24 protein-coding genes, 1 other RNA gene and 1 other annotated feature are annotated in these 22,775 nt (G+C 37.5%); of the genes, 10 read left to right on the plus strand and 15 right to left on the minus strand.

All coding sequences use genetic code 11. The annotated features are described in order from the left end of the window. Positions 1-25 precede the first annotated feature (25 nt). Both GNP81_RS12640 and GNP81_RS12645 read right to left on the minus strand, forming a co-directional pair. A complete protein-coding gene (locus GNP81_RS12640; protein ID WP_196584916.1) occupies positions 26-307 on the minus strand; it encodes a hypothetical protein in 282 nt (93 codons plus the stop codon). Between the two features lie 79 nt (positions 308-386). Next, complete coding sequence (locus tag GNP81_RS12645; RefSeq protein ID WP_012533480.1) at positions 387-647, minus strand: FAD assembly factor SdhE; 261 nt, start codon at positions 645-647, stop codon at positions 387-389. Positions 648-830: 183 nt separating this feature from the next. On the opposite strand from GNP81_RS12645, the gene ygfZ reads away from it, so the two are divergent. The 3 genes from ygfZ (at position 831) to GNP81_RS12665 (ending at position 2,869) form a co-directional block, all read left to right on the plus strand. Further along, a complete protein-coding gene (ygfZ, locus tag GNP81_RS12650) occupies positions 831-1,787 on the plus strand; it encodes a tRNA-modifying protein YgfZ (RefSeq protein WP_155673376.1) in 957 nt (318 codons plus the stop codon). Beyond that, the gene (locus GNP81_RS12655; protein ID WP_155673377.1) at positions 1,777-2,259 is read left to right on the plus strand and encodes an aminoacyl-tRNA deacylase; all 483 of its coding nucleotides are present in this window, start codon (positions 1,777-1,779) and stop codon (positions 2,257-2,259) included. The genes ygfZ and GNP81_RS12655 overlap by 11 nt, the downstream gene beginning before the upstream one ends. 406 nt (positions 2,260-2,665) lie before the next feature. Continuing rightward, positions 2,666-2,869, plus strand: coding sequence for a DUF1107 domain-containing protein (locus GNP81_RS12665; protein ID WP_005420739.1), 204 nt, complete (start codon positions 2,666-2,668; stop codon positions 2,867-2,869). Positions 2,870-2,912: 43 nt separating this feature from the next. On the opposite strand, the gene GNP81_RS12670 is transcribed toward GNP81_RS12665, so the two are convergent. From GNP81_RS12670 to GNP81_RS12680, 3 genes are read right to left on the minus strand one after another with little or no spacing between them, the layout of a single operon-like run. Continuing rightward, positions 2,913-4,121 carry an FAD-dependent 2-octaprenylphenol hydroxylase gene (locus GNP81_RS12670; protein ID WP_155673378.1) on the minus strand — a complete coding sequence of 403 codons (1,209 nt, stop codon included), beginning with the start codon at positions 4,119-4,121 and terminating at the stop codon, positions 2,913-2,915. A 2-nt stretch (positions 4,122-4,123) separates the two neighbouring features. Further along, the gene (ubiH, locus tag GNP81_RS12675) at positions 4,124-5,311 is read right to left on the minus strand and encodes a 2-octaprenyl-6-methoxyphenyl hydroxylase (protein WP_196587325.1); all 1,188 of its coding nucleotides are present in this window, start codon (positions 5,309-5,311) and stop codon (positions 4,124-4,126) included. A gap of 11 nt (positions 5,312-5,322) precedes the next feature. After that, positions 5,323-5,892 carry a YecA/YgfB family protein gene (locus GNP81_RS12680; protein ID WP_155669920.1) on the minus strand — a complete coding sequence of 190 codons (570 nt, stop codon included), beginning with the start codon at positions 5,890-5,892 and terminating at the stop codon, positions 5,323-5,325. Between the two features lie 253 nt (positions 5,893-6,145). Here GNP81_RS12680 and zapA point away from each other — a divergent pair, with 253 nt between their 5' ends. From zapA to serA, 5 genes are all read left to right on the plus strand, one after another. Beyond that, positions 6,146-6,472: a cell division protein ZapA gene (zapA, locus tag GNP81_RS12685; RefSeq protein WP_005420743.1), complete on the plus strand. Its 327-nt coding sequence runs from the start codon at positions 6,146-6,148 to the stop codon at positions 6,470-6,472. Between the two features lie 31 nt (positions 6,473-6,503). Next, positions 6,504-6,684, plus strand: a non-coding RNA gene (ssrS, locus tag GNP81_RS12690) — 6S RNA. A 1-nt stretch (position 6,685) separates the two neighbouring features. Beyond that, complete coding sequence (locus GNP81_RS12695) at positions 6,686-7,267, plus strand: 5-formyltetrahydrofolate cyclo-ligase (protein WP_155669922.1); 582 nt, start codon at positions 6,686-6,688, stop codon at positions 7,265-7,267. Positions 7,268-7,407: 140 nt separating this feature from the next. Then, positions 7,408-8,064, plus strand: coding sequence for a ribose-5-phosphate isomerase RpiA (gene rpiA, locus GNP81_RS12700; protein ID WP_005420746.1), 657 nt, complete (start codon positions 7,408-7,410; stop codon positions 8,062-8,064). A gap of 193 nt (positions 8,065-8,257) precedes the next feature. Then, on the plus strand, positions 8,258-9,487 hold the full coding sequence (gene serA, locus GNP81_RS12705) for a phosphoglycerate dehydrogenase (protein WP_005420747.1): 1,230 nt from the start codon (positions 8,258-8,260) through the stop codon (positions 9,485-9,487). Positions 9,488-9,547: 60 nt separating this feature from the next. On the opposite strand, the gene GNP81_RS12710 is transcribed toward serA, so the two are convergent. The 4 genes from GNP81_RS12710 to GNP81_RS12725 form a co-directional block, all read right to left on the minus strand. Next, positions 9,548-10,240 (minus strand): oxidative stress defense protein, encoded by a 693-nt coding sequence (locus GNP81_RS12710; RefSeq protein WP_155673380.1) that lies wholly within the window; start codon positions 10,238-10,240, stop codon positions 9,548-9,550. Between the two features lie 130 nt (positions 10,241-10,370). Then, positions 10,371-11,231, minus strand: coding sequence for a small-conductance mechanosensitive channel MscS (mscS, locus tag GNP81_RS12715; RefSeq protein WP_155669926.1), 861 nt, complete (start codon positions 11,229-11,231; stop codon positions 10,371-10,373). A gap of 244 nt (positions 11,232-11,475) precedes the next feature. Continuing rightward, positions 11,476-12,255, minus strand: a complete 780-nt coding sequence (gene yaaA / locus GNP81_RS12720; protein WP_155659285.1) for a peroxide stress protein YaaA — start codon at positions 12,253-12,255, stop codon at positions 11,476-11,478. Between the two features lie 114 nt (positions 12,256-12,369). After that, positions 12,370-13,803 carry an alanine/glycine:cation symporter family protein gene (locus tag GNP81_RS12725; RefSeq protein ID WP_336495503.1) on the minus strand — a complete coding sequence of 478 codons (1,434 nt, stop codon included), beginning with the start codon at positions 13,801-13,803 and terminating at the stop codon, positions 12,370-12,372. Positions 13,804-14,520: 717 nt separating this feature from the next. Between GNP81_RS12725 and GNP81_RS12730 the strand changes: the two genes are divergently transcribed. Continuing rightward, positions 14,521-14,700 carry a DUF3545 family protein gene (locus GNP81_RS12730; protein WP_005420756.1) on the plus strand — a complete coding sequence of 60 codons (180 nt, stop codon included), beginning with the start codon at positions 14,521-14,523 and terminating at the stop codon, positions 14,698-14,700. A 52-nt stretch (positions 14,701-14,752) separates the two neighbouring features. On the opposite strand, the gene GNP81_RS12735 is transcribed toward GNP81_RS12730, so the two are convergent. From GNP81_RS12735 to nfo, 3 genes are all read right to left on the minus strand, one after another. Beyond that, positions 14,753-15,280, minus strand: coding sequence for a hemerythrin domain-containing protein (locus GNP81_RS12735; RefSeq protein WP_155669928.1), 528 nt, complete (start codon positions 15,278-15,280; stop codon positions 14,753-14,755). 89 nt (positions 15,281-15,369) lie between these two features. Continuing rightward, positions 15,370-16,044 (minus strand): uracil-DNA glycosylase, encoded by a 675-nt coding sequence (gene ung, locus GNP81_RS12740; protein WP_155673381.1) that lies wholly within the window; start codon positions 16,042-16,044, stop codon positions 15,370-15,372. After that, complete coding sequence (gene nfo, locus GNP81_RS12745; protein WP_155669933.1) at positions 16,044-16,892, minus strand: deoxyribonuclease IV; 849 nt, start codon at positions 16,890-16,892, stop codon at positions 16,044-16,046. The genes ung and nfo overlap by 1 nt, the downstream gene beginning before the upstream one ends. Before the next feature lie 362 nt (positions 16,893-17,254). On the opposite strand from nfo, the gene grcA reads away from it, so the two are divergent. Then, on the plus strand, positions 17,255-17,632 hold the full coding sequence (gene grcA / locus GNP81_RS12750; RefSeq protein ID WP_005420764.1) for an autonomous glycyl radical cofactor GrcA: 378 nt from the start codon (positions 17,255-17,257) through the stop codon (positions 17,630-17,632). A gap of 150 nt (positions 17,633-17,782) precedes the next feature. Here grcA and thrC read toward each other — a convergent pair whose 3' ends face one another. From thrC to thrA, 3 genes are read right to left on the minus strand one after another with little or no spacing between them, the layout of a single operon-like run. Then, entirely contained in the window at positions 17,783-19,066 is a 1,284-nt protein-coding gene (gene thrC / locus GNP81_RS12755) for a threonine synthase (RefSeq protein ID WP_017019070.1), read from the minus strand. Beyond that, complete coding sequence (gene thrB / locus GNP81_RS12760) at positions 19,063-20,019, minus strand: homoserine kinase (protein ID WP_005420768.1); 957 nt, start codon at positions 20,017-20,019, stop codon at positions 19,063-19,065. Before thrB ends, thrC begins: the two co-directional genes overlap by 4 nt. A 1-nt stretch (position 20,020) precedes the next feature. Continuing rightward, positions 20,021-22,480, minus strand: coding sequence for a bifunctional aspartate kinase/homoserine dehydrogenase I (gene thrA, locus GNP81_RS12765; RefSeq protein ID WP_063645259.1), 2,460 nt, complete (start codon positions 22,478-22,480; stop codon positions 20,021-20,023). 115 nt (positions 22,481-22,595) lie between these two features. Continuing rightward, positions 22,596-22,712 (minus strand) — a sequence feature (Thr leader region). Positions 22,713-22,775 lie beyond the last annotated feature (63 nt).

Here is a 22,775-nt window from a genome sequence, read left to right on the forward strand (position 1 = left end):
GGTTTATTTAATAACGACAACATGACTACTTTAAGAGCACCATTAATTGATGGTGCTTTTTTTTATCTATCGCATCTGAAAATAAATAAAAGTACTGCTTTGCATAAGCATTTTCAGCATAAATAATGCTTAATGAGCGACTATTCCACAGTACCCGTTTCACAAGCCAATCACGATGATCATCGGTTTCTTTCTTTGAAAAAGTATAGCTACCTTGCAACTCTAATAGTTGATGGTAAGTAGCGTTCACTTGTTTATAAATGAAGTAAAAAAACAGGGGAAGGATTGGAAATGGGATTATCCCCATCAATAATATCGCCCATCCAAAGCAGAAATAACTACCATTTAGGAAAAGATAGGCGATATAAGAGAAGTTCAGCGTTATTTTAACGTAACTTGCTGAGGTTGTGCTCAACGATTTTATCTACCATAGATGCATGAGCAAGATTGTCACTGCGCCCATGTCCCATAATCCATGTAAATAAATCAGGATCATCGCACTCTAACAATGAAACAAAAGCTTGTTGTTCAGCTTCTGTAAGCTCTTCAAAACATTCATCAAAGAATGGCATTATTACCACGTCTAATTCCAGCATTCCACGACGGCAAGCCCACTTAACTCGTGCTTTTTCTTCGGCACTGTACATACTGTCCCCTAGCGTAAAAAATAAAATAACGGCCTTGAGTTTATCAGTCTATTTCAACGACAACCATGATCTAAAGTCATAAGATTAAGAAGATGCGACATGAAACTACTTGTTTCTTTTTACTGACATTTAAAATTTAGGCATTTACTATAAAGAACATAATCTAACTTAAATAAGAATTTTATGATGAGTACTCTATTCCCTACATTAAATTTAAATAAAGATGACCAGTTACCAAGCTTTACTGTCTCTGAATTAAATGATTGGACATTAATCACAATGGTTGGTGCTGATAAAAAATCATACCTACAAGGTCAAGTTACTTGCGATGTTGTTTCTTTAGCTCAAGATGAGATCACCTTTGGTGGACATTGTGATGCAAAAGGGAAATTATGGAGTATCTTCCAACTATTTCATCATAATGATGGCTACGCTTTATTTCAGCGTAAAAGTGCTATCGAAACAGAATTGACTGAAATAAAAAAATACGCTGTATTTTCTAAAGTAGATATTTCAATTAGTAATGATATTTTACTTGGCTTTACTGGTGATAAAGCTCTTGAGTGGATAGATCAACATACTGATTCAAATACCAACGTCCGAGTATCTAAATTTGGTACGTTTGCCAAAATTAGCGATACACAATGGCTATTAGTAACAACTGGTGATAAAAAAGAAGAACTTCTTTCTTTATTATCAGAAGCTACATTATGCGATGAGGCTATATGGTCTTTGCACCATATTAAACATGCCTTACCGCAAATAGACGCTCAACTATGTAACGAACATATTCCTCAAGCATTAAATCTACAAGCCATCAATGGAATTAGCTTTAAAAAAGGGTGCTATACAGGCCAAGAAACCGTAGCAAGAGCAAAATATCGTGGTATAAACAAACGTGCGATGTACTTGCTTTCAGGCCAATCAGAGACATTACCATGCGCTGGCGATGCTATTGAACGTAGCGTGGGTGAAAATTGGCGTAAAGGCGGAACCATTGTTTCTGCATACCGTTTTGAAGATGGTTATACCCTTGCTCTAGCAATCCTTCCAAATGATTTAGATGAAGATACACAATTCAAACTTCAAGAATCTATCTGGGAAAAAGTAGAATTACCTTACACACTTGATGATGAGTAAGTTTCAAACACCTGTGATGGATCTGCTTGATAAAGAGCAGATCCCTTATCGAATACTTCCACATAAAACACCCGCAATCAGTGTTCAAGATGCAGCAGAACAGCGTGGCGTCTCTCCATCTCAGATGGTTAAAACGATAGTTTTACGAGATATGGGAGGCCAACTAGCTTTAGCTTGCGTTCCTGGAGATCAACAAGTCGACCCAAAAAAAGTTCGCCAGCAGCTCAATTGCAGGCGCATGACTTGTGTTACAGCTAGTGATGTTAAAGTGATTACAGGTTTTGATATCGGTACTATAAATCCAATTATTAATACCGCTTCTATACCTATATTTCTAGACTCTCATTTCCAAAAGTATCAACTTGTTAATATATCTAGCGGTGATCGAATGGCTGGACTTGAAATTGCACTCGCTGATTTATGCTATTTATGTCAACCGACTCTAGCTTCTCTGTGTCGAGAATTAGATTAATTTACATTCTTACATAGCTAATTTGATCTGCTACTCATTAAACCCCACCAATCAGTGAATTATTATTTATTTTTTATGAATAAGTAGCATTTTGGTTAATTTTTAGTTATTTTATTTATGTTCTTTTCTTACGAAAGAGCGCATAAATTGTTTAACTCCAAACAATTTACTCCAATATACCTATATATATTGGAAATGCATCTGTGACTGTTTGCCCGAACTCTGTTTCGGGCTTTTTTTTAATATTTTTATCTAGATAAAGATCAAATATCAGCATATTAAAATATTGATAATATGCTCCACCTCACCTTATCCCATTTATGCAACATATATGTCACATAAATTTGGTTATAATACTATCCAGAGCATAAAAGCTCGTTTGTTTTAATCACTGAAGGATAATGTGATGCGATTTTTTAAGCACTATGCACCGAGCATGATTGCGAAACATATTAGTCGACTATTTAATGGAAAGATTCATATTCATGGCATTGGCGAATTTCGATTTAAAGATGGTCGATTAGTTGCTCCTACCGAAGCGGAGCGTGAGCACTATAAAATGGTAAAAGAAATTAACTCAGAAATAACTCGGTTGAAAATGGCTTATTAAAATAAAGGTAGCATTGCGCTACCTTTTTTGTTTTTTCTAAATACTATTTTTTGGCTATTTCTGGTAAGTGTCCAGATAAACCCAACGCTCTTTTTAAGCACTCATCTTTAACGGGAGATAACTCATTAGTTAAAGACATACCCACACCTCGAATAAACTTTTTAACTGGATTACTTCCAGAAAATAATTCTTTAAATCCTTGCATAGAGGCAATCATTTGAGCAGCTTCTGCTTTTCTCCATCGCTCAAAAGAACGTAAATTAACTTTTAATCCGATGTCTTTATTTTCATTTTGTAACGCTAAAATCGTTTCAGCTAATGCTGCAGCATCTGCAAGTCCAAGATTCACACCTTGTCCTGCTAAAGGGTGAATCGTATGTGCTGCATCACCGACCAGTACTGCTCGCTCACGAACAAAATCTTTGGCGTAACGCATCTTTAGTGGAAATGCTTGACGAACACCTTCAACAGAACATAATCCAAGTTGATTATCAAATGCCGTGGTTAACCGTTTATTGAAATCTTCTTCAGGCATAGAGACTAAATCTTCAGCTTGTAAGGGATCAATAGACCATACAATCGAGCTTAAATTCGGTTCACCTAATGGTAAAAATGCAAGCGGCCCTTCAGGTCTAAATACTTGGCGAGCAGTTGCATCATGAACATCAACCGTTCGAATATTTGCAACCAGAGCACTATGACCGTAATCCCAATGTGTTAAAGGAATATCTAACTGATTACGTAACCATGAATTTGCACCATCAGCACCAACCACCAGCTTTGCGGTAATGGCTTTACCTGATTCTAAATTAATCCAAGCTTCACTTTCGCCAAACATAATATTAGAGCATCGTTCTGGCGCGAATAATGTGACGTTTTCTTGTTTTGAAATTTTATCCAAAAGAGAAAGCTGTATAACTCGGTTTTCAACAATATGCCCTAAATTATGCTGAGCGATGTCCTCTGCTTCAAATTCAATCTTAGCAAAGCTGTCTTGCTCCCATACTCGCATCGATGTATATGGTGCAGCTCGGCGTGATAAAACGCCCTGCCATGCTCCAACATTATTTAAGATATTTTCACTTGCTCGACTGATCGCTGAAACTCGAATATCAGGTAAAGAGGCTAATTCCTCTTTAGGCAGTTGGCTTTCAATGACTGCGATTCTTAATCCACTATTTTCTAATGCAGCAGCTACAGTTAAACCAACCATACCGCCACCAATAATCGCAATATCTACACTCTGCATCATAATTATCTTTTCACTCTACCCATTGCTCGTAATGTCACGGGTTTTAATAAAAAACGGAAAGTATCAACCGCATATAAACCAATATTTCGTCCAATTACCATTGGGAATGAATGAGTTGCAAAGATAGAAATTAATCCCGCAGTCATCATTATGGTTTGCTGTTGGTCTGGTTCTCGTCGATTCTGATATTCAGCTAGTACCGAATAATCACCAATGTCTTGACCATTCAGAGAAGCTTGAGTAATACATTCACTTAATGAAAATACATCTCTTATTCCAAGGTTAAACCCTTGACCTGCAATCGGGTGCAGAGTTTGAGCCGCATTACCAATAGCAGCAAAACGGTGGGAGATATGCTGTTTTTGACGACGAAGTAACAAAGGATAATGTGCTCGCTTACCCGTTTTTATTAACTTACCAAGGCGCCAGCCAAATTCATTTTGTAAATGCGCTAAAAATTGCTCATCACTGTAGTCTAATATTTCTTGCGATGCTTCTGGGGTGACACACCATACAAGTGAGCTGCGACCATTAGACATCGGCAAGAGAGCCACAGGACCATGCTCAGTAAAACGCTCAAATGCCTTTCCTTGAGGATGAATCTCTGTTGTCACGTTAGCAATGATAGCGACTTGTTCAAAATCAAACACTTCAGACTCTAATTGCATGCTTTTGCACGTGGTAGATTCAGCGCCATCAGCTGCAACAACTAAAGATGCAGAGATAATCTCTCCCGTAGAAAGCGTGATCTTAGTCAGTGCTAACTCTCGCTCAATATGAGAAACCGATGCTGGGCAAATAAATTCTATATCTGAAGAGTTAATTAATTTCTTATGATAAAAATCACCAATATCAGCAAGCTCAACAACATAACCAAGATCATCAACATTCAATTCTTTTGATGTTAACTCTGTTATTCCTGCATGTTGCTGATCTGAAATGTGAATATGCTTTATTGGTGTTGCTAACGGTGCGATATCAGACCACAAAGCAATGTCTTTCAATAGCTGCGCAGTTCCATTAGAAAGAGCAATACTTCGAGAATCATAGCCTGGGTGTGAATCAAGTTTTGGTTCGACAGCTTCAATAACCGCAATCGAAAGACGCCCTTGATTCATTTTTTCTAATGCTAAAGCGAGTGTTGCTCCAGCCATCGCACCACCAACAATAACTACATCATAATGTGTCATTTTAGAATCCATTAATGCACTGTTTTAGATGCATCAGTATGTATTTGCTGACCTAATTCAGCATGAATAGTAAGAACACAAATGCGCACATGCTCTACTATTTGTTCAAAGAGGTTTTCTTGTTCTTCAAGATCATCCTCTTCATCAATACCTAAACGTGCAATTTCTTCTAAATCAGCCAACGCTTCTTTCAGCGCATCAGATGTTTTATCTAATTTAAGCTCAACTAAACCTAAACCAGAGATAAAATGGTTAACCCATTCACTTAACCCATCAGCTCGATTCATTAAGCTCTCTTTCTCACTAGGGATTAGCAACTCTAAAGCCAACTTCTCAGCGGTTAGTTCTGCTACTGTACATTGGAATACTGCACTTCCTACTTTAATTGCACTGTCTGGCCATCCCATACCATCGTTAGTGTAATCATAAATCAATGGCTTCCAGGTTTGATCGTCAAGAGATAGACCACCGCTTATCATGCCAACTAATAGACCATGCAATTCTGATGGTGTAACTGCAAGTCCGCTGTCTTTTAAAGCTGACTCAACGGTTAAAAACTCTGGCATTTTAATTTCGCTCATATTTGACGATCTCTAGATTAGGATTAATATCTCCATGCTACCACTTCATGCATTTTCAGAAAACTCACTATCTCTCGCAATTGAGTATCTTTTCATCAGATTGTTGTTTTATTAAGAATATAGTTAACCACCATCAACAAAGCGATGCGAAATACTTGAATCTTTTTACATCATTTCTTATAGTTTCATTCACTTATCACTGATTATTTATGAAGTCAGTGAATCTTATAGTTTAACGATGAGTAATGTATTGATGACAAGCCAAGCCGTGCAAGTCCAAATATTAGGACGAGCCATCAAGGTTAACTGCCCTGCTGGTCAAGAAGCTGCATTAAAAGAAGCCGCTCAAGATTTAGATAATCGTGTAAATGAATTATCTGAACGAACCAAAGTGACCAATACTGAACAGCTATTGACTATTACGTCGTTAAATATCTGCTACGAACTTCATGCGGCCAAAAAAGAAGCAAGTAAGCACTCTTCTGATGTTTATGAACGCATGGGATTACTTGCAAGCGCATTAGAAGCGGCAATTTCTACAGTTAAGCCTAGCCAAACAGAAGAAAGTACGGCAGAATAGAAACATCGCTAAGGATAGCAAAAGAATCAAATTTACCCTGGAGTGTTTGTAGGCGGATCTATGTCCCTGAGCCGATAAGCACAAATTAGGGTTAGTACTTGTTTGCTATTGAGCATGCTCGGCTTGTACTGAGAAGCCTACGGTAAACTTTGCTGATCCGCCTTGAACCTAGGGTTCAAGGGCTACGACCACTACGGCACTTTGGGGTATTCCATGACATCTCGTCGACTCATTCGACAATCTACACGTCAACGTCGTAACGCTTTATCTCCAATTGAACAATCTCAAGCAGCCAACGCTCTTGTCCAGCAGTGTTCTATCAATCCTGTAATTCAAAAAGCACACTCTATTGCCGTCTATTTATCTTCCGATGGTGAAATCGATACCAATCCACTCATCACTTGGTTATGGGCACAGGGCAAACAAGTCGCTTTACCTGTAATACACCCATTCTCAAAGGGTCATTTATTATTCCTCGAGTACACTGAAAACTCACCACTTGTTCATAATAAATATCAGATCCTAGAACCCAAACTAAACAAAACTAAAATTATACCGACCTCTGAATTAGATCTAATTTTGACGCCGTTAGTTGCTTTTGATCATACCGGTAATCGTTTAGGTATGGGCGGAGGGTACTACGACCGAACACTCTCTAATTGGCACTCCCATCAGCAAGGTCCAATGCCGATAGGGTTATCACACACTTGTCAGCAAGTTTCATTACTACCGATTGAATCTTGGGATGTACCACTTCCTCAAATCATCACGCCTCAAAAAACATGGTACTGGTAAATAGTTAACCGAAACCGTTTGCTTTGCTTCTATTTTATTCATTTTTTACGCTTTACTGACTTATTTTTTCTGACGAAGAAAAAACTCTACGCTATAATCACGCCGCTTTCATTTGCACATTATATTTCTAGGAGAAGGTCATGACTCAAGATGAGATGAAAAAAGCAGCTGGTTGGGCAGCGTTAGAATACGTAGAAGCTGGCAGCATTGTTGGTGTAGGTACAGGTTCAACCGTAAACCATTTCATCGACGCACTTGCGACCATGAAGAATGAAATTAAAGGCGCAGTATCAAGCTCAGTAGCTTCAACAGAGAAGTTAAAAGAACTGGGTATTGAAGTTTTTGATTGTAATGATGTTGCAGGCCTTGATGTTTATGTTGATGGTGCCGATGAAATTAACGGCAAGAACGAAATGATTAAAGGCGGCGGCGCAGCTCTTACTCGTGAAAAAATCGTTGCTGCAATTTCTGATAAATTTATCTGTATTGTTGATGACACAAAGCAAGTTGATGTTTTAGGTCAATTCCCACTTCCTGTTGAAGTTATTCCAATGGCTCGCTCTTATGTTGCTCGTGAGTTAGTTAAATTAGGTGGCGACCCTGCATACCGTGAAGGCGTAATTACTGATAATGGTAATGTGATCCTTGATGTTCACGGTATGAAAATTACAGATGCAAAAGATCTAGAAGATAAAATCAATGCTCTTCCAGGCGTAGTAACTGTAGGTCTATTTGCACACCGTGGTGCAGATGTCCTATTAGTAGGTGCTCCAGAAGGCGTTAAGAAGTTCGACTAAGTAACTACCTAAACTTAATGTTCCCTTACTAATAGGGAGCAAAAATGTTATTTCATTACAAACGGTGCTCATTAGCACCGTTTTTTATTAACTATTCCGTAATTTTCTTACCCAAACTGATTATTTTTTGATACTTTATAATCAGCAAGCAATAAATCACATCATAATTTTGTTTTTAAGGATAAGAACGACCATGGCAAAAGTATCTCTGGAAAAAGAAAAAATCAAAATTCTTCTTTTAGAAGGATTGCACCCATCTTGTGTTGAAGTTTTCCAAGCAGATGGTTACACCAATATTGAATACCACAAAGGTTCACTCTCTGAAGAAGAACTCTTAGAAGCAGTAAAAGATGTTCATTTTATTGGTCTTCGCTCCCGCACTCAATTAACACAAGAAGTATTTGATGCTGCAAACAAATTGGTTGCTGTTGGTTGTTTCTGTATCGGCACAAACCAAGTTGATTTAAAAGCAGCCGCAAAACGTGGTATTCCAGTATTCAATGCTCCTTTCTCTAATACTCGAAGCGTTGCTGAATTAGTTTTAGGTCAAATTCTACTATTACTTCGTGGTATCCCAGAAAAGAATGCATTAGCACACCGTGGTATTTGGAAAAAAAGTGCTGACGCTTCTTTTGAAGCGCGAGGCAAACGTTTGGGTATCATAGGTTATGGACATATCGGTACACAATTAGGCATTTTAGCTGAAAACCTAGGTATGCGAGTTTATTACTATGATATCGAAAATAAACTTTCTCTAGGTAATGCAACTCAAATCCCTACCATGAGTGAATTATTAAATAAGTGTGATGTGATCTCTCTACATGTTCCTGAAACAGCTGGAACAAAAGACATGATGGGGGCAGAAGAATTTGCTCGTATGAAACCAGGGGCTATCTTTATTAACGCTGCTCGTGGAACTGTTGTAAAAATTCAAGATCTATGTGACGCATTAGAGTCTGGGCATTTAGGTGGCGCAGCGGTTGATGTATTCCCTGTAGAACCAAAAACAAACGCTGACCCATTTGAGTCACCATTACAAAAGTTTGATAATGTAATCTTAACGCCGCATGTTGGGGGTTCTACTCAAGAAGCTCAAGAAAATATTGGGGTTGAAGTTGCGGGTAAACTAACAAAATACTCAGACAATGGTTCAACATTATCATCAGTTAACTTCCCTGAAGTGTCACTTCCTGAACATACTGATACATCACGTTTATTGCATATCCATGAAAACCGTCCAGGTATTCTAACTCAAATAAACAGTATTTTTGCTAATGAAGGCATTAACATTGCAGCTCAATACTTACAAACATCAGCAGATATGGGCTATGTTGTTATTGATGTTGAAACCGCACGAGCAGAAGAAGCTCTGGTTCAACTAAAAGCAATTGAAGGCACTATCCGCGCTCGAATTCTTCATTAAGATAAATAAAAAATGGGCAGCTTAATTAGCTGCCCATTTTATTCATATTAAATAATGTAATCAGTTAAGTCGATATACAACAGATACAGAGTCAGAAATCACCATTTGGTTATCCTGATAACTTTCAGCTGTATTTGCAGCGCTATCCATCGCCATACTTCTCATTAGCACAGGTTGGCTGTAATTATTATGATATGAAACCTTCCAAACCCCTTTAACAGAAGTTCCAAATCCTTTAGCTAAAGATGCGGCTTTTTCATTCGCATCTTGAATTGCTTCTAAACGAGCCGCTTCAATGTATTGCTTTTCTTTGCTTGTTTTTAATTCAATATGGTTAATACGATTAATCCCCTCACCCAATGCTTTATCTAAATAACCATTCAATTTATTTAAATCCATTACAGTAACGGTAATATTTCGAGTGGCTTTATAACCAACAAGCTCTGGCTTTTTACCTTTTGGATAACGGTATTCAGGGGTTAAACGAATATTACCACTATTAATATTCTCACGTTTAACACCTTGTACTTCTAAGCGAGCTAAAAATCCAGTTACTGCTTTATCCGCAGCCTGTTTCGCTTTTTCTGCTGTTGCCTTACTTTCAACGACATCCACTGAGAACTGAGCCATATCAGGTACAACAAAAACCTCTCCTTTACCAGAAACTTCCAAGTGAGGGAAATCTGGTGATGCAGCCATTGCTACAGGCGTTAAGAAAGCTGATAAACATAAAACACTTATTATTTTTTTCATTTTTTATTCTCAAGATAATGTCATATTGCTATGACTCTAATAACAGCAAATAATTCCTTATCATTATGCATGTTAAGGCAAAAAAAATGCTACCCGAAGGTAGCATTTAATATTTTGATTTAAATAAAAATTAATCTACTTTATTTAAATGAACATCCATTTGTGGGAATGGGATCTCAATACCTTCGTTATCTAGGCCTTCTTTAATCGCTTGAAGCGTATCAAAGTAAACATCCCAATACTCAGCAGTTTTACACCACGGGCGAACAACAAAGTTCACAGATGAATCAGCTAGAGCAACAACGCCAACCGTTGGAGCTGGTGTTTTCAATACACGAGGATCTGACTCAAGTACTTTTGTAATAACTTCTTTTGTTTTCTTAAGATCCGCACTATAAGAAACACCAATAACATGATCTACACGACGCGTTGCATGGCGAGAATAGTTTGTAATTGGGCTACCAATAACACCACCATTTGGTACTACAACCATTTTGTTATCAGGTGTAGTTAGGATCGTTTGGAAAATTTGAATTGAGTCAACTGAACCAGCAACACCACCAATCTCGACATAATCGCCAGATTTAAATGGACGGAAAGCAACGATCAATACACCAGCAGCAAAGTTTGATAACGAGCCTTGAAGCGCTAAACCAACCGCTAAACCAGCCGCACCAATCACAGCAACAACCGATGCTGTTTGTACGCCTACTTTACCTAATGCAGCAATTAATACGATGATGAATAAAAGGTAACGAACAAGAGTGTGAACAAAGTCGATAACCGCTTTATCCATCTTTTTCTTTTTAAGTACGTTACTTACACTGTTCGCTATTTTTTTTACGATAATGTTACCGATAAAAAGAATCGCGAGAGCTGAAATAATGTTTACACCATAAGTAATAAACAATTCAGTATTATCTGTTAGCCAATGCTCTAAATTAGCCACACCAGTTGTAGCTAAATCAGTTACAGCGCCTTGATCTGCCATTTGATTTGTCCTTTTATAGTTATTCTCAAAAAATTGAGAGGGTTGCCATTATTTTGACATTACGCCGATTTTAACACTTTCTGTGTTAACTTGGGGGTAAAATCCATTTTAAAACCTGATTATTTCACTACTTTCTCTTCTATAAGAAGCTGAAAAAGTTTAAATTACAACCACCTAGTTAATATAACGAGTTAAGTACAAATGTGAAACACTTTATTGACATTTTATTTATTGAAATATGGGTTTATTTATTCTGCTCTTCTCGCTTAAAGACTAACGTAGTCGCTGTTGATTCTGCCTCAACAAAGTAATATCCATCACTATCAAAACTCTTTAATTCTTCAACATTCGAGATCTTATTTTGAATAATAAAGCGAGCCATTAATCCACGAGCTTTTTTCGCATAAAAACTAATAATTTTATATTGACCATTTTTGCAATCTTTAAAGACAGGAGTAACAATATCTGCTTTCAGCTCTTTTGGCTTAACAGATTTAAAGTACTCATTAGATGCTAAATTAACTAATATTTCAGAGCCCTGAGCTTCTAACTCTTGGTTAAGTTTATTAGTAATTAAACTTCCCCAAAATTGATACAGGTTTGCACCTCGCCCATTTTCGAGCTTAGTTCCCATTTCAAGACGATACGGCTGCATTAAGTCCAACGGCTTTAATAGCCCATATAAGCCAGATAACATTCTCAAATTCGTTTGAGCATACTCAATTTCACTTTCACTCAAACTATTTGCATCTAAACCAGTATATACATCCCCTTTAAAAGCAAATAAAGCTGGTCGTGCATTCTCTTGAGTAAACGTTGTTGACCACTCTTCAAAACGAACAGCATTTAAACTGGCAATTTTATCACTTACTTTCATTAATTTAGCGATATCAACAGGCGTTAATGTTCTACATACCTTAATTAACTCAGCCGAATCTGAAATGAAATCAGGTTGAGTAAAAGCAGATGTTGGTAGCGGTGTTTCATAATCGAGTGTTTTTGCTGGAGAAACCACAATAAGCATGAGCAAGATATCCCTGTATATTTTTATATATACAAGATATTAACGATTCAAATAAAAAAAAGCCACGCTCGAATGCATGGCTTTATCTATTTATTTGATGGGCAAAAACAATGACTATTTTTGCTCTTTTGTATTATCCCAAATCCCTTCCTCTAATTGAGAGTGAAGCTCTGGATAATCTTTACTATCAAAGGTAGGTAATTTACCTTCTTTAAGTTGCTTATTATAATCTTTAGCAAGCTTAATCACGGTTCCTGAAAGCAATGCGATTGCTATTAAGTTTACAATTGCCATCAATCCCATTGATACGTCCGCTAATGCCCATACAGTAGGTAATGAGGATAACGCTCCAAACATCACCATACCCAGAACGATCACTCGGAAAATACCAATGCCCGCTTTGTGATTATGCTCTAAGAATATTAAATTCGTTTCCGCATAAGAGTAGTTAGCAATGATCGAGGTAAAAGCAAAAAAGAAGATCGCTACAGCAACAAAAATACCGCCCCAATCACCAACTTGACTTGTTAATGCTAACTGAGTTAATTCAATACCAGTGACCTCACCATGAGGAACGTACTCACCAGACATCAAAATAATAGCCACTGTCGCAGAACAAATCACAATAGTATCCATGAATACACCAAGCATTTGTACATAACCTTGAGAGGCTGGGTGCGGAGGATATGGTGTCGCAGATGCTGCAGCATTAGGAGCTGAGCCCATACCTGCCTCATTCGAGAACAAACCACGCTTAATACCATTAATCATTGCTTGAGCTATTGCATAACCTAAACCACCAGCTGCAGCTTCTTGTAAACCAAATGCACTCTTGAATATCAAGCTAATGACACTTGGTAGCTTTTCAATGTTGGTGAACATGATAAAGAAAGCAATCGCCAAATAGGCTAAAGCCATTACTGGTACAACAATTTCAGCGGTACGTGCAATTGTTCTAAATCCACCAAAAATTACAATGGCAGATAAAATTACAATCGCAACACCAACATATAAAGGCTTCCAACCAAATGCAGTTTGCATTGCACCAACGATAGAGTTGGCTTGAACAGCGTTAAATACAAGACCAAATGCGATGATTAAAAAAACTGAAAAGAGCACGCCCATCCAGCGCATTCCAAGTCCCTTCTCCATATAATAGGCAGGACCACCACGATAATTACCATCATCGTCTTTGGTTTTATATAATTGCGCTAATGTGCTTTCTGCAAATGATGTTGCCATACCTAACATCGCAATCAACCACATCCAAAAAATAGCACCAGGTCCACCAGCGGTAAGCGCAACAGCTACCCCTGCCATGTTCCCTGTACCAACTCGAGCCGCTAAACTCGTACATAATGCTTGGAATGATGAAATACCTGATGTGTCTGACTTTCGACTGTCCTTCAATACCGAAAACATATGTCCAAAATGACGGAATTGAATAAAACCCAATCGAACAGTGAAGTAGATACCGATAGCAACTAATAAATATACAAGTACTGAACCCCATAATAGGTCATTCAATAAATTAATAAGACTTGCCACTTTTCCCCCTCAGTTACATTCGTAAAAACACATACACACTTAATATCATTAAGTGTCCCCTTCTCGTCCTAACCTTAAACTATCATTCTATTAATTATGGGATTACCCCTTTATTCACTTTCATGAATTATTTATGCATTTAATGATGCTTAAGATTGGCGTGCTGAATGATGATCAGTATTTGACAAAAAATCAATAGAAAACACATGTAGTAAAGGTGACACTTTTTCTACAATTTCAGAAAATAATGCTATCAAAGCAACAAATAATACGCATATTAATGACATTTCAATCAACAAAATTACAAAATTAGATTGGAATAATGAACAGTAAATAAAGATAATTAAAAAGAATGCCTAAGAGAAAACAACAAGATACTTACTACTATATTAAATATTATTTTTTAATCGGCATCTTCATACTAAAACAAACGTTTGCTAATAAACCGAATGATGACAGATAACCAACGGCACTCCTGTTAACAAAAAACAAACATAAAAAAATTAGCTATCTTTTGATTTTTTATTCCTTTATGACGCTCATTTTGAGTATTAATTATCTATATATTGCATTTAAGTGATCGTTATCTCATAAAAAATTCATAAAAAATCAACAAATGAGAAACAGTTCAAGGTCATAATTTATTCTCTATGATACTTAATAGCATGCTAAATGGATGGTTTTACTCTTTGTAATATTTATAAAAATGAGGTGCTTATGGATGGGTACACACTAAACGATATATTAGCGACGAAAACAACAACGACAAAAAAGAAGCAAGCCAAACGCCTATGGCGTGAGATTGAGGAGATTCAAGATCGCCGCCAATTATTACATGAGCTAAAAGAGCTCGACCCTTTTTTCAACGGTAATCTAGACGATGTCTATTTAAAATAAAAATCCTCTAAAGAAAAAGGAGAGCATCTTGCTCTCCTTTTATATAACTAACTTATCTTACCTTTTCAGCTAATTCTCGATAGCGTTTATCGACCTTATCCCCAAAGACAGGATCATCTACCTCTTTCCAATCTTTCTCGAGGGTATCCCAATCATCCGTTGTTAAGTGCGCCTTTAAAAAAGGAAAAATCTCTTGCTCTTCTTGTGTTAAATGATCTTTTATACGCTTAGTAAATGCCTTCAAATGAGCTTTAAATATGTCTTTAGGTACAATGGCATCATTTAAAATCATATCAATCGTAATTGAAAAATCTTCAGTATCTTGTGAAAGAGTATGATGAGCCTCAAGCAAATCACTTACCCCCTCATGTTTACCATAATGATCAATATAATATTGATAAATCATATCCTCTTTAGGATGGTGAGTTTTTTCAGCAAAAGAAGATAAATAATCAACGCCTTCACGAATTACATTATAGTTAACTGTTTTTTCATCCTCTAATCGTTCCAACTTACTATCAAGTAATTGCACAATACGATTTATGTATCCATGCTCCTTATAAATACTTTCAATAAGCATCCTGTCCTCCTTTACTTTGTAAACTATTACAATAGATAAGTGTATATCATCAGTATGAGAGCACAGGATTGAGTTCAAATTTTATCCAGTTAACTTAATGTAACCGATCCCCAATTGATTTCAGATAAGTTTTGCTGGCGTAACAATTCATTCGTTTGTGAAAAATGCTTACAACCAAAAAAACCGCGATGTGCTGATAAAGGGGATGGATGTGGAGCCTGAAGAATAAAGTGACGACTTGTATCAATATTCGCTCCCTTTTTCTGAGCGTGAGCACCCCACAATAAAAAGATAACGCCTTCCATATCCTCATTGATTCTTTTGATAATACTATCAGTAAAAGTTTCCCAACCAAGCTTGGCATGAGAATGAGCTTTTGCTTCCTCAACAGTCAGAACCGTGTTCAACAGCAGCACCCCTTGTTCTGCCCATGTTTTTAAGTATCCATGCTCAGGAATAGTAAAACCGGGAATATCCTCAGCCAGCTCTTTATACATATTACGTAAAGAGGGAGGGATTTTGACTCCAGGCAACACAGAGAAAGACAATCCATGTGCTTGCCCCTCTCCGTGATAAGGATCTTGACCAAGAATAACCACTTTTACATCATTCAAAGGAGTTAAGTCAAAGGCAGTAAAAATATGCTCTTCTTTTGGGAAAATACGTTTTTCAAGAGCGCGCTGGGCATCAATCTTTTCCGACATAGACTGATAGTAAGCCTTCTTTTTTTCTGCTGATATAATAGAGTCCCAAGTTAATACCATTACTTTTTCTCACTTAGCGTTCTTAATTGAGCGATCTCATCTTTCCAAAGATCAGGATCAATCGTTTCTAAAACTAACGGTATATTATTAAATCGGTCATCCTGCATAATATATTCAAAGCAATCCCAACCGATCGTTCCTTGCCCCAACGAATGATGGCGATCAACTCGACTGCCTAATTCGATTTTTGCATCGTTAATATGCATACCTCGTAAATACTGGAAACCAACAATACGTTCAAATTCAGCGAAAGTATGCTCACACGCTTCTTTTGAACTTAAATCGTATCCAGCAGCAAACGTGTGACAAGTATCAATACAAATCCCTACTCGAGATTTATCTTCGACTTGTTCAATAATTTGAGCAAGTTGTTCAAATTTCCATCCCAGATTAGTTCCTTGCCCTGCCGTATTTTCAATAACAGCAACAACATCAGGAACCGCTTGATGAGCAAGGTTGATCGATTCAGCAATTAAAGATAAACATTCATCTTCTGAAATTTTCTTCAAATGACTCCCTGGATGGAAGTTTAATAACGTTAAACCAAGTTGATGACAGCGCTCCATTTCATCAATAAAAGCCGCTCGTGATTTTTCAAGCTTCTCAGCTTCAGGCGCTCCTAAATTAATTAGGTATGAGTCATGCGGTAGGATTTGATCACTACTAAAGCCAAATCGCTTACAGTTAGCCTTAAAATCAGAGATGATTTTCTTTGTTAATGGTTTTGCTACCCATTGACGTTGATTTTTTGTAAATAAAGCAAAAGCATTAGCGCCAATTTGATAAGCGCGTTTTGGCGCTTGATCAACACCACCAGCAGCAGATACATGCGCACCAATATATTTCATCTCTGTTATTTCCTTTCAAAATTTATTTCGTCTTATTATTACGGTAAACACTTTATTTGTCAGTACTTCTCTGCCCTACCCACAATTGGCTATATAAATCATGAATGAGGTAAATAGTTAATTTTGTAGTAAATTTACTACAAATCGACAAAAAGAAAACAAAACCAATAACCATAAAAAACGTGCTACAAGCAAGCTATATGGCACTTTATTGATTTAGGACAAGATTTTCAATCTGAATTAATTGAAAGTTTTTGTAGTTTTTTGACATATATCAATATACAAAGTAAGGGTATCATGTATATAATGTGACCCATAAGATATTTAGAAAATAACCACAAAGTGGACTAGGAGAAAGTAAAATGATCACAGGTATCCAAATTACTAAAGCTGCAAATGACGATCTTCTTAACTCAATCTGGCTACTAGATAGCGAGAAAAACGAAGCACGTTGTGTTGTTGCAACAGCTGGTTTTGAAGCTGACCAAGTTATCGCAGCAAGCGAACTAGGTGAGTACGAAAGCCGTGATGTAGCTATCGAAAAAGCACCAAAAATTGAAGGTGGTCAGCACCTAAATGTTAACGTTTTACAACGTGACACTCTAGAAGATGCTGTTAAACACCCAGAGAACTACCCACAACTAACTATCCGTGTATCTGGTTATGCTGTGCGTTTTAACTCTCTAACAACAGAACAACAAAAAGACGTTATCGCACGTACTTTTACTGAATCTCTATAATTTTATAGTCGATTTAAAAATACGAAACGGCACTCAATGCTCATGAGTGCCGTTTTTTTGTACCCATAGCAATGAGTATTATTACTTTAGTCATATAAAAAAGTCCCTTTGATCATAAACCAAAGAGACTCATCTATTTCTATCGTATGTTTATTGAACTTTTCTTAACACCGCTTTGAGCGCATCAAAATCATTATCTAAATCTTCAGATAACAATTCCATCGCATTATGCTTAGCTAGTGGGGCTGGCAATTCAATATCATTACCTAGGATATCTTCTACTACTTCTTTAAACTTAGCAGGATGTGCAGTACATAAGAAAAGACCTGTTTCACCATCAGAAAGTTGCTCATTCAATATACGATAAGCAATTGCACCATGAGGCTCACATAGATAGCCCGCTTGATTCATCTCTTTTAATGTTTCAGCACTTTGCTCATCAGTAACGGCACCTTTCCCCAGAGTTTCTAATCCCCATCCTAAACGCTGACATAACTCTTCAATACGAGGCCAGTTATTTGGTTGACTTACATCCATTGCATTTGAAATCGTTGGGATCGTGACTTTAGGTTCCCACTGACCCGTCTCAAGATAACGAGGAACAGTATCATTAACATTCGTTGCAGCAATAAAGCGCTTTACAGGTAAGCCTAATGATTTCGCCAATAATCCCGCAGTCAAGTTGCCAAAATTACCACTTGGCACTGAAATAACAACGTCATTACGTTTTTCTTTTGGTAGCTGAGATACCGCCTCAAAATAGTAACAAATCTGTGCCATCAAGCGGCTAATATTGATTGAGTTTGCAGAGTTTAATCCAACTTCTTTACGCAATTCTGCATCATCAAAAGACTGTTTCACTAATGCTTGGCAGTCATCAAAATCACCATCAACCGCAACAGTATGGATATTCTTACCTAATGTACAAAATAACTTCTCTTGTAACGGGCTGATTTTACCTTTCGGGTAAAGAATGACGACCTTAATATTATCCATACCATAAAATGCATGAGCAACAGCCGCACCAGTATCACCCGATGTCGCCGTTAAAATCGTAATTTGTTCATCGCTATCGGTCACAGCACCTAGAGATTGAGCCATAAAACGGCCACCAAAATCCTTAAATGCTAATGTTGGTCCATGAAATAACTCTAACGCATAGACATCATCTTTTACGGCTTTAATCGGTGCTGGAAATTGAAATGCATTCTCAACCATACTTCTTACGGTATCTTGAGGTAACTCTTCTTTGATAAAAGCAGATAAAATTTTGGTACTACGAGAAATAAAATCCTCAGCAAGAAGTGCATCAACATCATCAAACTTAGGTAATTCTGATGGAAAAAATAGTCCTTGATTACGACCTAAACCTTGGCGAACCGCTTGGCCAAAAGAGACCTGCTCATCATTTTCTTTTATGTTATACAGCTTCATAGTTTACTTCCTGTCACTTGTGATCCTTGCTTATCTAAACGACAAACATGAACAAATCCTTCATTATTTTGAACGTAATTTTCTTGTAGCCAACGAGATACCCTATCCGCTACATCTTTATCTTTGCATATACTAAAAAGTGTCGGCCCAGAACCTGAAATCCCTGTCGTTAATGCACCTGCTGATGCTGCATATTCACGAGCTTTAGCAAAGTTTGGTAGCAAGCGCTCTCTATAAGGTTCAGCCACCACGTCTTTAATCATCTTTGCTGCAAGTTCAGGTTGCTTTGAATAACAAGCATGAATAAAACCAGCAAGGTTACGACCATGTGCAATCACATCTTGACGACGGTATTGAGAAGGTAAAATCTCACGAGCTTCAGCGGTTGATACTTTAATTCCTGGATAAGCCATAACCCAATACCATTCATCAAAGCATGGGACTTCTTGACTAATAATACCAAGCTCTTCCACCATTAACTGTAAACCACCAAGATAACATGGAGCTACATTATCATAGTGAATACCACCTGATATCTGCCCTTCCATTTCTCCCATTAATGCCAATAGTTCCATGTCATTTAAAGGGTTATCGTGAAATTGGTTTAATGCATCTAACGCCGCAACAATAGAACAAGCACTAGAACCAAGGCCAGAACCAATTGGCATATTTTTCTCTAAAATCATGTGAACATTCTTTAATGCCACATTTTTTTTATTCAATTCACGAGAAAATACACACCAACAATCATAAACAATATTGTCTTTCGGGTTTTCAGGTAATTTATCCACAAAGCTGCCAGCGGTAGCTAATGTAAATGCCTCACTTCCAAGCTCAACTAAAACACGATCTCCCAATAATGTACCGTCAATAGGTGAGACTGCTGCGCCTAATACATCAAAGCCAACACTGACATTTCCTATTGATGCAGGAGCATAAACAACAACACTCATTCTATACTCCTAATTTCCAGCCAAGTGTACGCATTAAATCAGAGAACACGCCAGCTGCTGTCACTTCGGTTCCTGCGCCATAACCACGCAATACTAATGGAATAGGTTGATAATAACGGCTATAGAAAGCCAATGCGTTCTCGCCATCTTTAATTTTAAACATAGGATCATCGCCATCTACGGCAACAATTCTTACTTTACATTTACCGTCTAAGATCTCACCGACATAACGCAATACCTTGCCATCTTCTGCTGCAATAGCCGATTGCTCAGCAAAATACGCATCCGCTTCAGGAAGTCGAGCCATAAACTCTTCAACCGTACCTGAATCATCAAAGCCCGGTGGCAATGCTTGCTCTACTTCTACATCATCCAGCTCAATTTCAAGTCCAGACTCACGAGCTAAAATTAATAATTTACGTGCAACATCCATCCCTGAAAGATCATCTCGAGGATCTGGTTCTGTAAAGCCATTTTCTTTCGCTACGTTTGTCGCTTCGCTTAATGACATTCCTTCATCTAACTTACCAAAGATATAAGAAAGAGAGCCAGATAAGATACCGTTGAACTTTTCAAGCTCATCACCTGCTGCAATCAAGTTCTGTAAGTTTTCGATAACAGGTAAGCCAGCACCAACCGTTGTTTCATACATGAATTTACGACGAGTACCACGAGCAGCGTTACGTAACTGATGGTAATAAGCCATTGAATCCGTATTGGCTTTCTTATTTGGCGTAATAACGTGAAAACCAGCTGATAAGAAATCAACGTATTGAGCAGCAATACCATGATCCGATGTACAATCAACAATAACTGGGTTAATGATATGATTACGTTGAACCAAAGCAATTAAACGAGCTAAGCTAAACTCCTCAGACGTATTGCTCATGCGCTCACGCCAATCCTCTAGCGGAATACCTTTGCTATCCAGTAGTAAGCCTCGGCTGTTTGCCAAACCACATACTCGAATTTCAATGCCTTTCTCTGCCAATTTTGGTTGCTGGCGTTTGATTTGATCAACTAATTCACCACCAACACCACCAACACCAACAACAAATACATCTAAGAAATGTTTACTATTGAATAGGTTTTCATGACATGCTTTTATCGACTCAGATACTTTATCTTCAGGAATAACAGCAGAAATCGCACGCTCAGAAGATCCTTGCGCGATGGCAATAATATTCACATTAACTTCAGTAAGAGAAGTAAAGAATTGAGATGCTACGCCTTTCGATGTACGCATACCATCGCCAACCAAAGTAACAATGGCAACATTATCTGTAAACTCAACCGGCTCTAATAAGCCATCTTTAAGTTCTAATTCAAACGCTTCTCTTAGTACTTGCTCTGCCTTGCATTTGTCTTCAGCTTCAATACAAAAACTTATACTGTATTCTGATGAGGATTGAGTAATAAGGACAATTGAGATCCCTGTTGCCGACATAGCTCCAAATACACGGCTTGCCATACCAACCATGCCTTTCATGCCCGGCCCACTAACATTAACCATGGTTAAATTATTGAGTGTGGTGATGCCTTTAATAGCCAGATTATCTTCACCAGTATCTTGACCGATTAGAGTCCCTGCACCTTGAGGGTTAAAGCTATTTTTAATTAGACAAGGAATGTGGAATTGAGCAATAGGAGCGATGGTTTTCGGGTGAAGAACAGAAGCACCAAAGTAAGAGAGCTCCATAGCTTCTTGATAACTTAATGATTTTAATAGACGAGCATCATCAACTAAACGTGGATCACAATTATAAACACCATCTACATCAGTCCAAATTTCACAACATTCAGCTCGTAAACATGCTGCAAGTACAGCTGCTGAATAATCAGAGCCATTACGACCAAGAGTTACCAACTCACCTTTCGCATTACCAGCAGTAAAGCCAGGCATAATATTTACATGACCTTGCGGCAATGGTTCATTCTTAAAGTTTAATGTTGATACATCAACATCTACCGCACCTTCAAGGTAATCGCCTTTCGCATATAAATACTTAACAGGATCAATTAAGCTTGCTGGTTGACCTTTTGCTTCTAATACGGCTTTCATCATGACAATAGAAATGCGTTCACCTTTACTGATGATTTTTGCATATACATTATCAGGGCACATACCAAGCAAGGTGATCCCATGAGCATATTGACGTAATTGAGAAATAGAATCTTTCAGCTTATTTTCAAGTAATTTAAGATCAACTTGTGGAAGGGTGTTAGAAATACCACTAAATAATTGAGTAAAAACAGATTCTAGTTCTGAGATTTGTAATTCTGCTTCACCATTGGTAAGAAGATTATCAACCACTGAAACTAATTTATTTGTTACTTTTCCAGGCGCTGATAATACGACAGAAACTTCTTGTTGCTGTGCATTATTGGCAATAATGTCTGCGGCACGTAAAAAACGATCTGAATCAGCTAATGACGAACCACCAAATTTTAATACTCGCATTTCTTCCTCCCTAAAAACGAGTGTTACTGCAATATCCTTACTGCATAACTAACATCATCATAACCTTTTCGTTTGATAATAAAAGAATACAATTAAGAATTAGTAACAAATTTGCAAAAAAAAAGCCTGCTCTGGTAATCAGAGCAGGCTTTTTCATATACTTATACGTATCAGCCCACCCCAGCAACCATGGTGCCGGTAATTGTTGTGGTAATAATCATAGAGCTGATAATAAACATATAATAAATTCTAAAGTAAATTGTTTGTCTTATGTAACATTTACCTTACTTAGAGC

The organism is Aliivibrio fischeri, assembly GCF_009727955.1.
Classification (GTDB): domain Bacteria; phylum Pseudomonadota; class Gammaproteobacteria; order Enterobacterales; family Vibrionaceae; genus Aliivibrio; species Aliivibrio fischeri_A.

Bases quoted from the DNA above. Each gene is read 5' to 3' on its own strand.
- GNP81_RS12640 (WP_196584916.1), bottom strand. From the start codon at position 307: ATGGGGATAATCCCATTTCCAATCCTTCCCCTGTTTTTTTACTTCATT.
- GNP81_RS12645 (WP_012533480.1), bottom strand. From the start codon at position 647: ATGTACAGTGCCGAAGAAAAAGCACGAGTTAAGTGGGCTTGCCGTCGT.
- ygfZ (WP_155673376.1), top strand. From the start codon at position 831: ATGATGAGTACTCTATTCCCTACATTAAATTTAAATAAAGATGACCAG.
- GNP81_RS12655 (WP_155673377.1), top strand. From the start codon at position 1,777: ATGATGAGTAAGTTTCAAACACCTGTGATGGATCTGCTTGATAAAGAG.
- GNP81_RS12665 (WP_005420739.1), top strand. From the start codon at position 2,666: ATGCGATTTTTTAAGCACTATGCACCGAGCATGATTGCGAAACATATT.
- GNP81_RS12670 (WP_155673378.1), bottom strand. From the start codon at position 4,121: ATGATGCAGAGTGTAGATATTGCGATTATTGGTGGCGGTATGGTTGGT.
- ubiH (WP_196587325.1), bottom strand. From the start codon at position 5,311: ATGACACATTATGATGTAGTTATTGTTGGTGGTGCGATGGCTGGAGCA.
- GNP81_RS12680 (WP_155669920.1), bottom strand. From the start codon at position 5,892: ATGAGCGAAATTAAAATGCCAGAGTTTTTAACCGTTGAGTCAGCTTTA.
- zapA (WP_005420743.1), top strand. From the start codon at position 6,146: ATGACAAGCCAAGCCGTGCAAGTCCAAATATTAGGACGAGCCATCAAG.
- GNP81_RS12695 (WP_155669922.1), top strand. From the start codon at position 6,686: ATGACATCTCGTCGACTCATTCGACAATCTACACGTCAACGTCGTAAC.
- rpiA (WP_005420746.1), top strand. From the start codon at position 7,408: ATGACTCAAGATGAGATGAAAAAAGCAGCTGGTTGGGCAGCGTTAGAA.
- serA (WP_005420747.1), top strand. From the start codon at position 8,258: ATGGCAAAAGTATCTCTGGAAAAAGAAAAAATCAAAATTCTTCTTTTA.
- GNP81_RS12710 (WP_155673380.1), bottom strand. From the start codon at position 10,240: ATGAAAAAAATAATAAGTGTTTTATGTTTATCAGCTTTCTTAACGCCT.
- mscS (WP_155669926.1), bottom strand. From the start codon at position 11,231: ATGGCAGATCAAGGCGCTGTAACTGATTTAGCTACAACTGGTGTGGCT.
- yaaA (WP_155659285.1), bottom strand. From the start codon at position 12,255: ATGCTTATTGTGGTTTCTCCAGCAAAAACACTCGATTATGAAACACCG.
- GNP81_RS12730 (WP_005420756.1), top strand. From the start codon at position 14,521: ATGGATGGGTACACACTAAACGATATATTAGCGACGAAAACAACAACG.
- GNP81_RS12735 (WP_155669928.1), bottom strand. From the start codon at position 15,280: ATGCTTATTGAAAGTATTTATAAGGAGCATGGATACATAAATCGTATT.
- ung (WP_155673381.1), bottom strand. From the start codon at position 16,044: ATGGTATTAACTTGGGACTCTATTATATCAGCAGAAAAAAAGAAGGCT.
- nfo (WP_155669933.1), bottom strand. From the start codon at position 16,892: ATGAAATATATTGGTGCGCATGTATCTGCTGCTGGTGGTGTTGATCAA.
- grcA (WP_005420764.1), top strand. From the start codon at position 17,255: ATGATCACAGGTATCCAAATTACTAAAGCTGCAAATGACGATCTTCTT.
- thrC (WP_017019070.1), bottom strand. From the start codon at position 19,066: ATGAAGCTGTATAACATAAAAGAAAATGATGAGCAGGTCTCTTTTGGC.
- thrB (WP_005420768.1), bottom strand. From the start codon at position 20,019: ATGAGTGTTGTTGTTTATGCTCCTGCATCAATAGGAAATGTCAGTGTT.
- thrA (WP_063645259.1), bottom strand. From the start codon at position 22,480: ATGCGAGTATTAAAATTTGGTGGTTCGTCATTAGCTGATTCAGATCGT.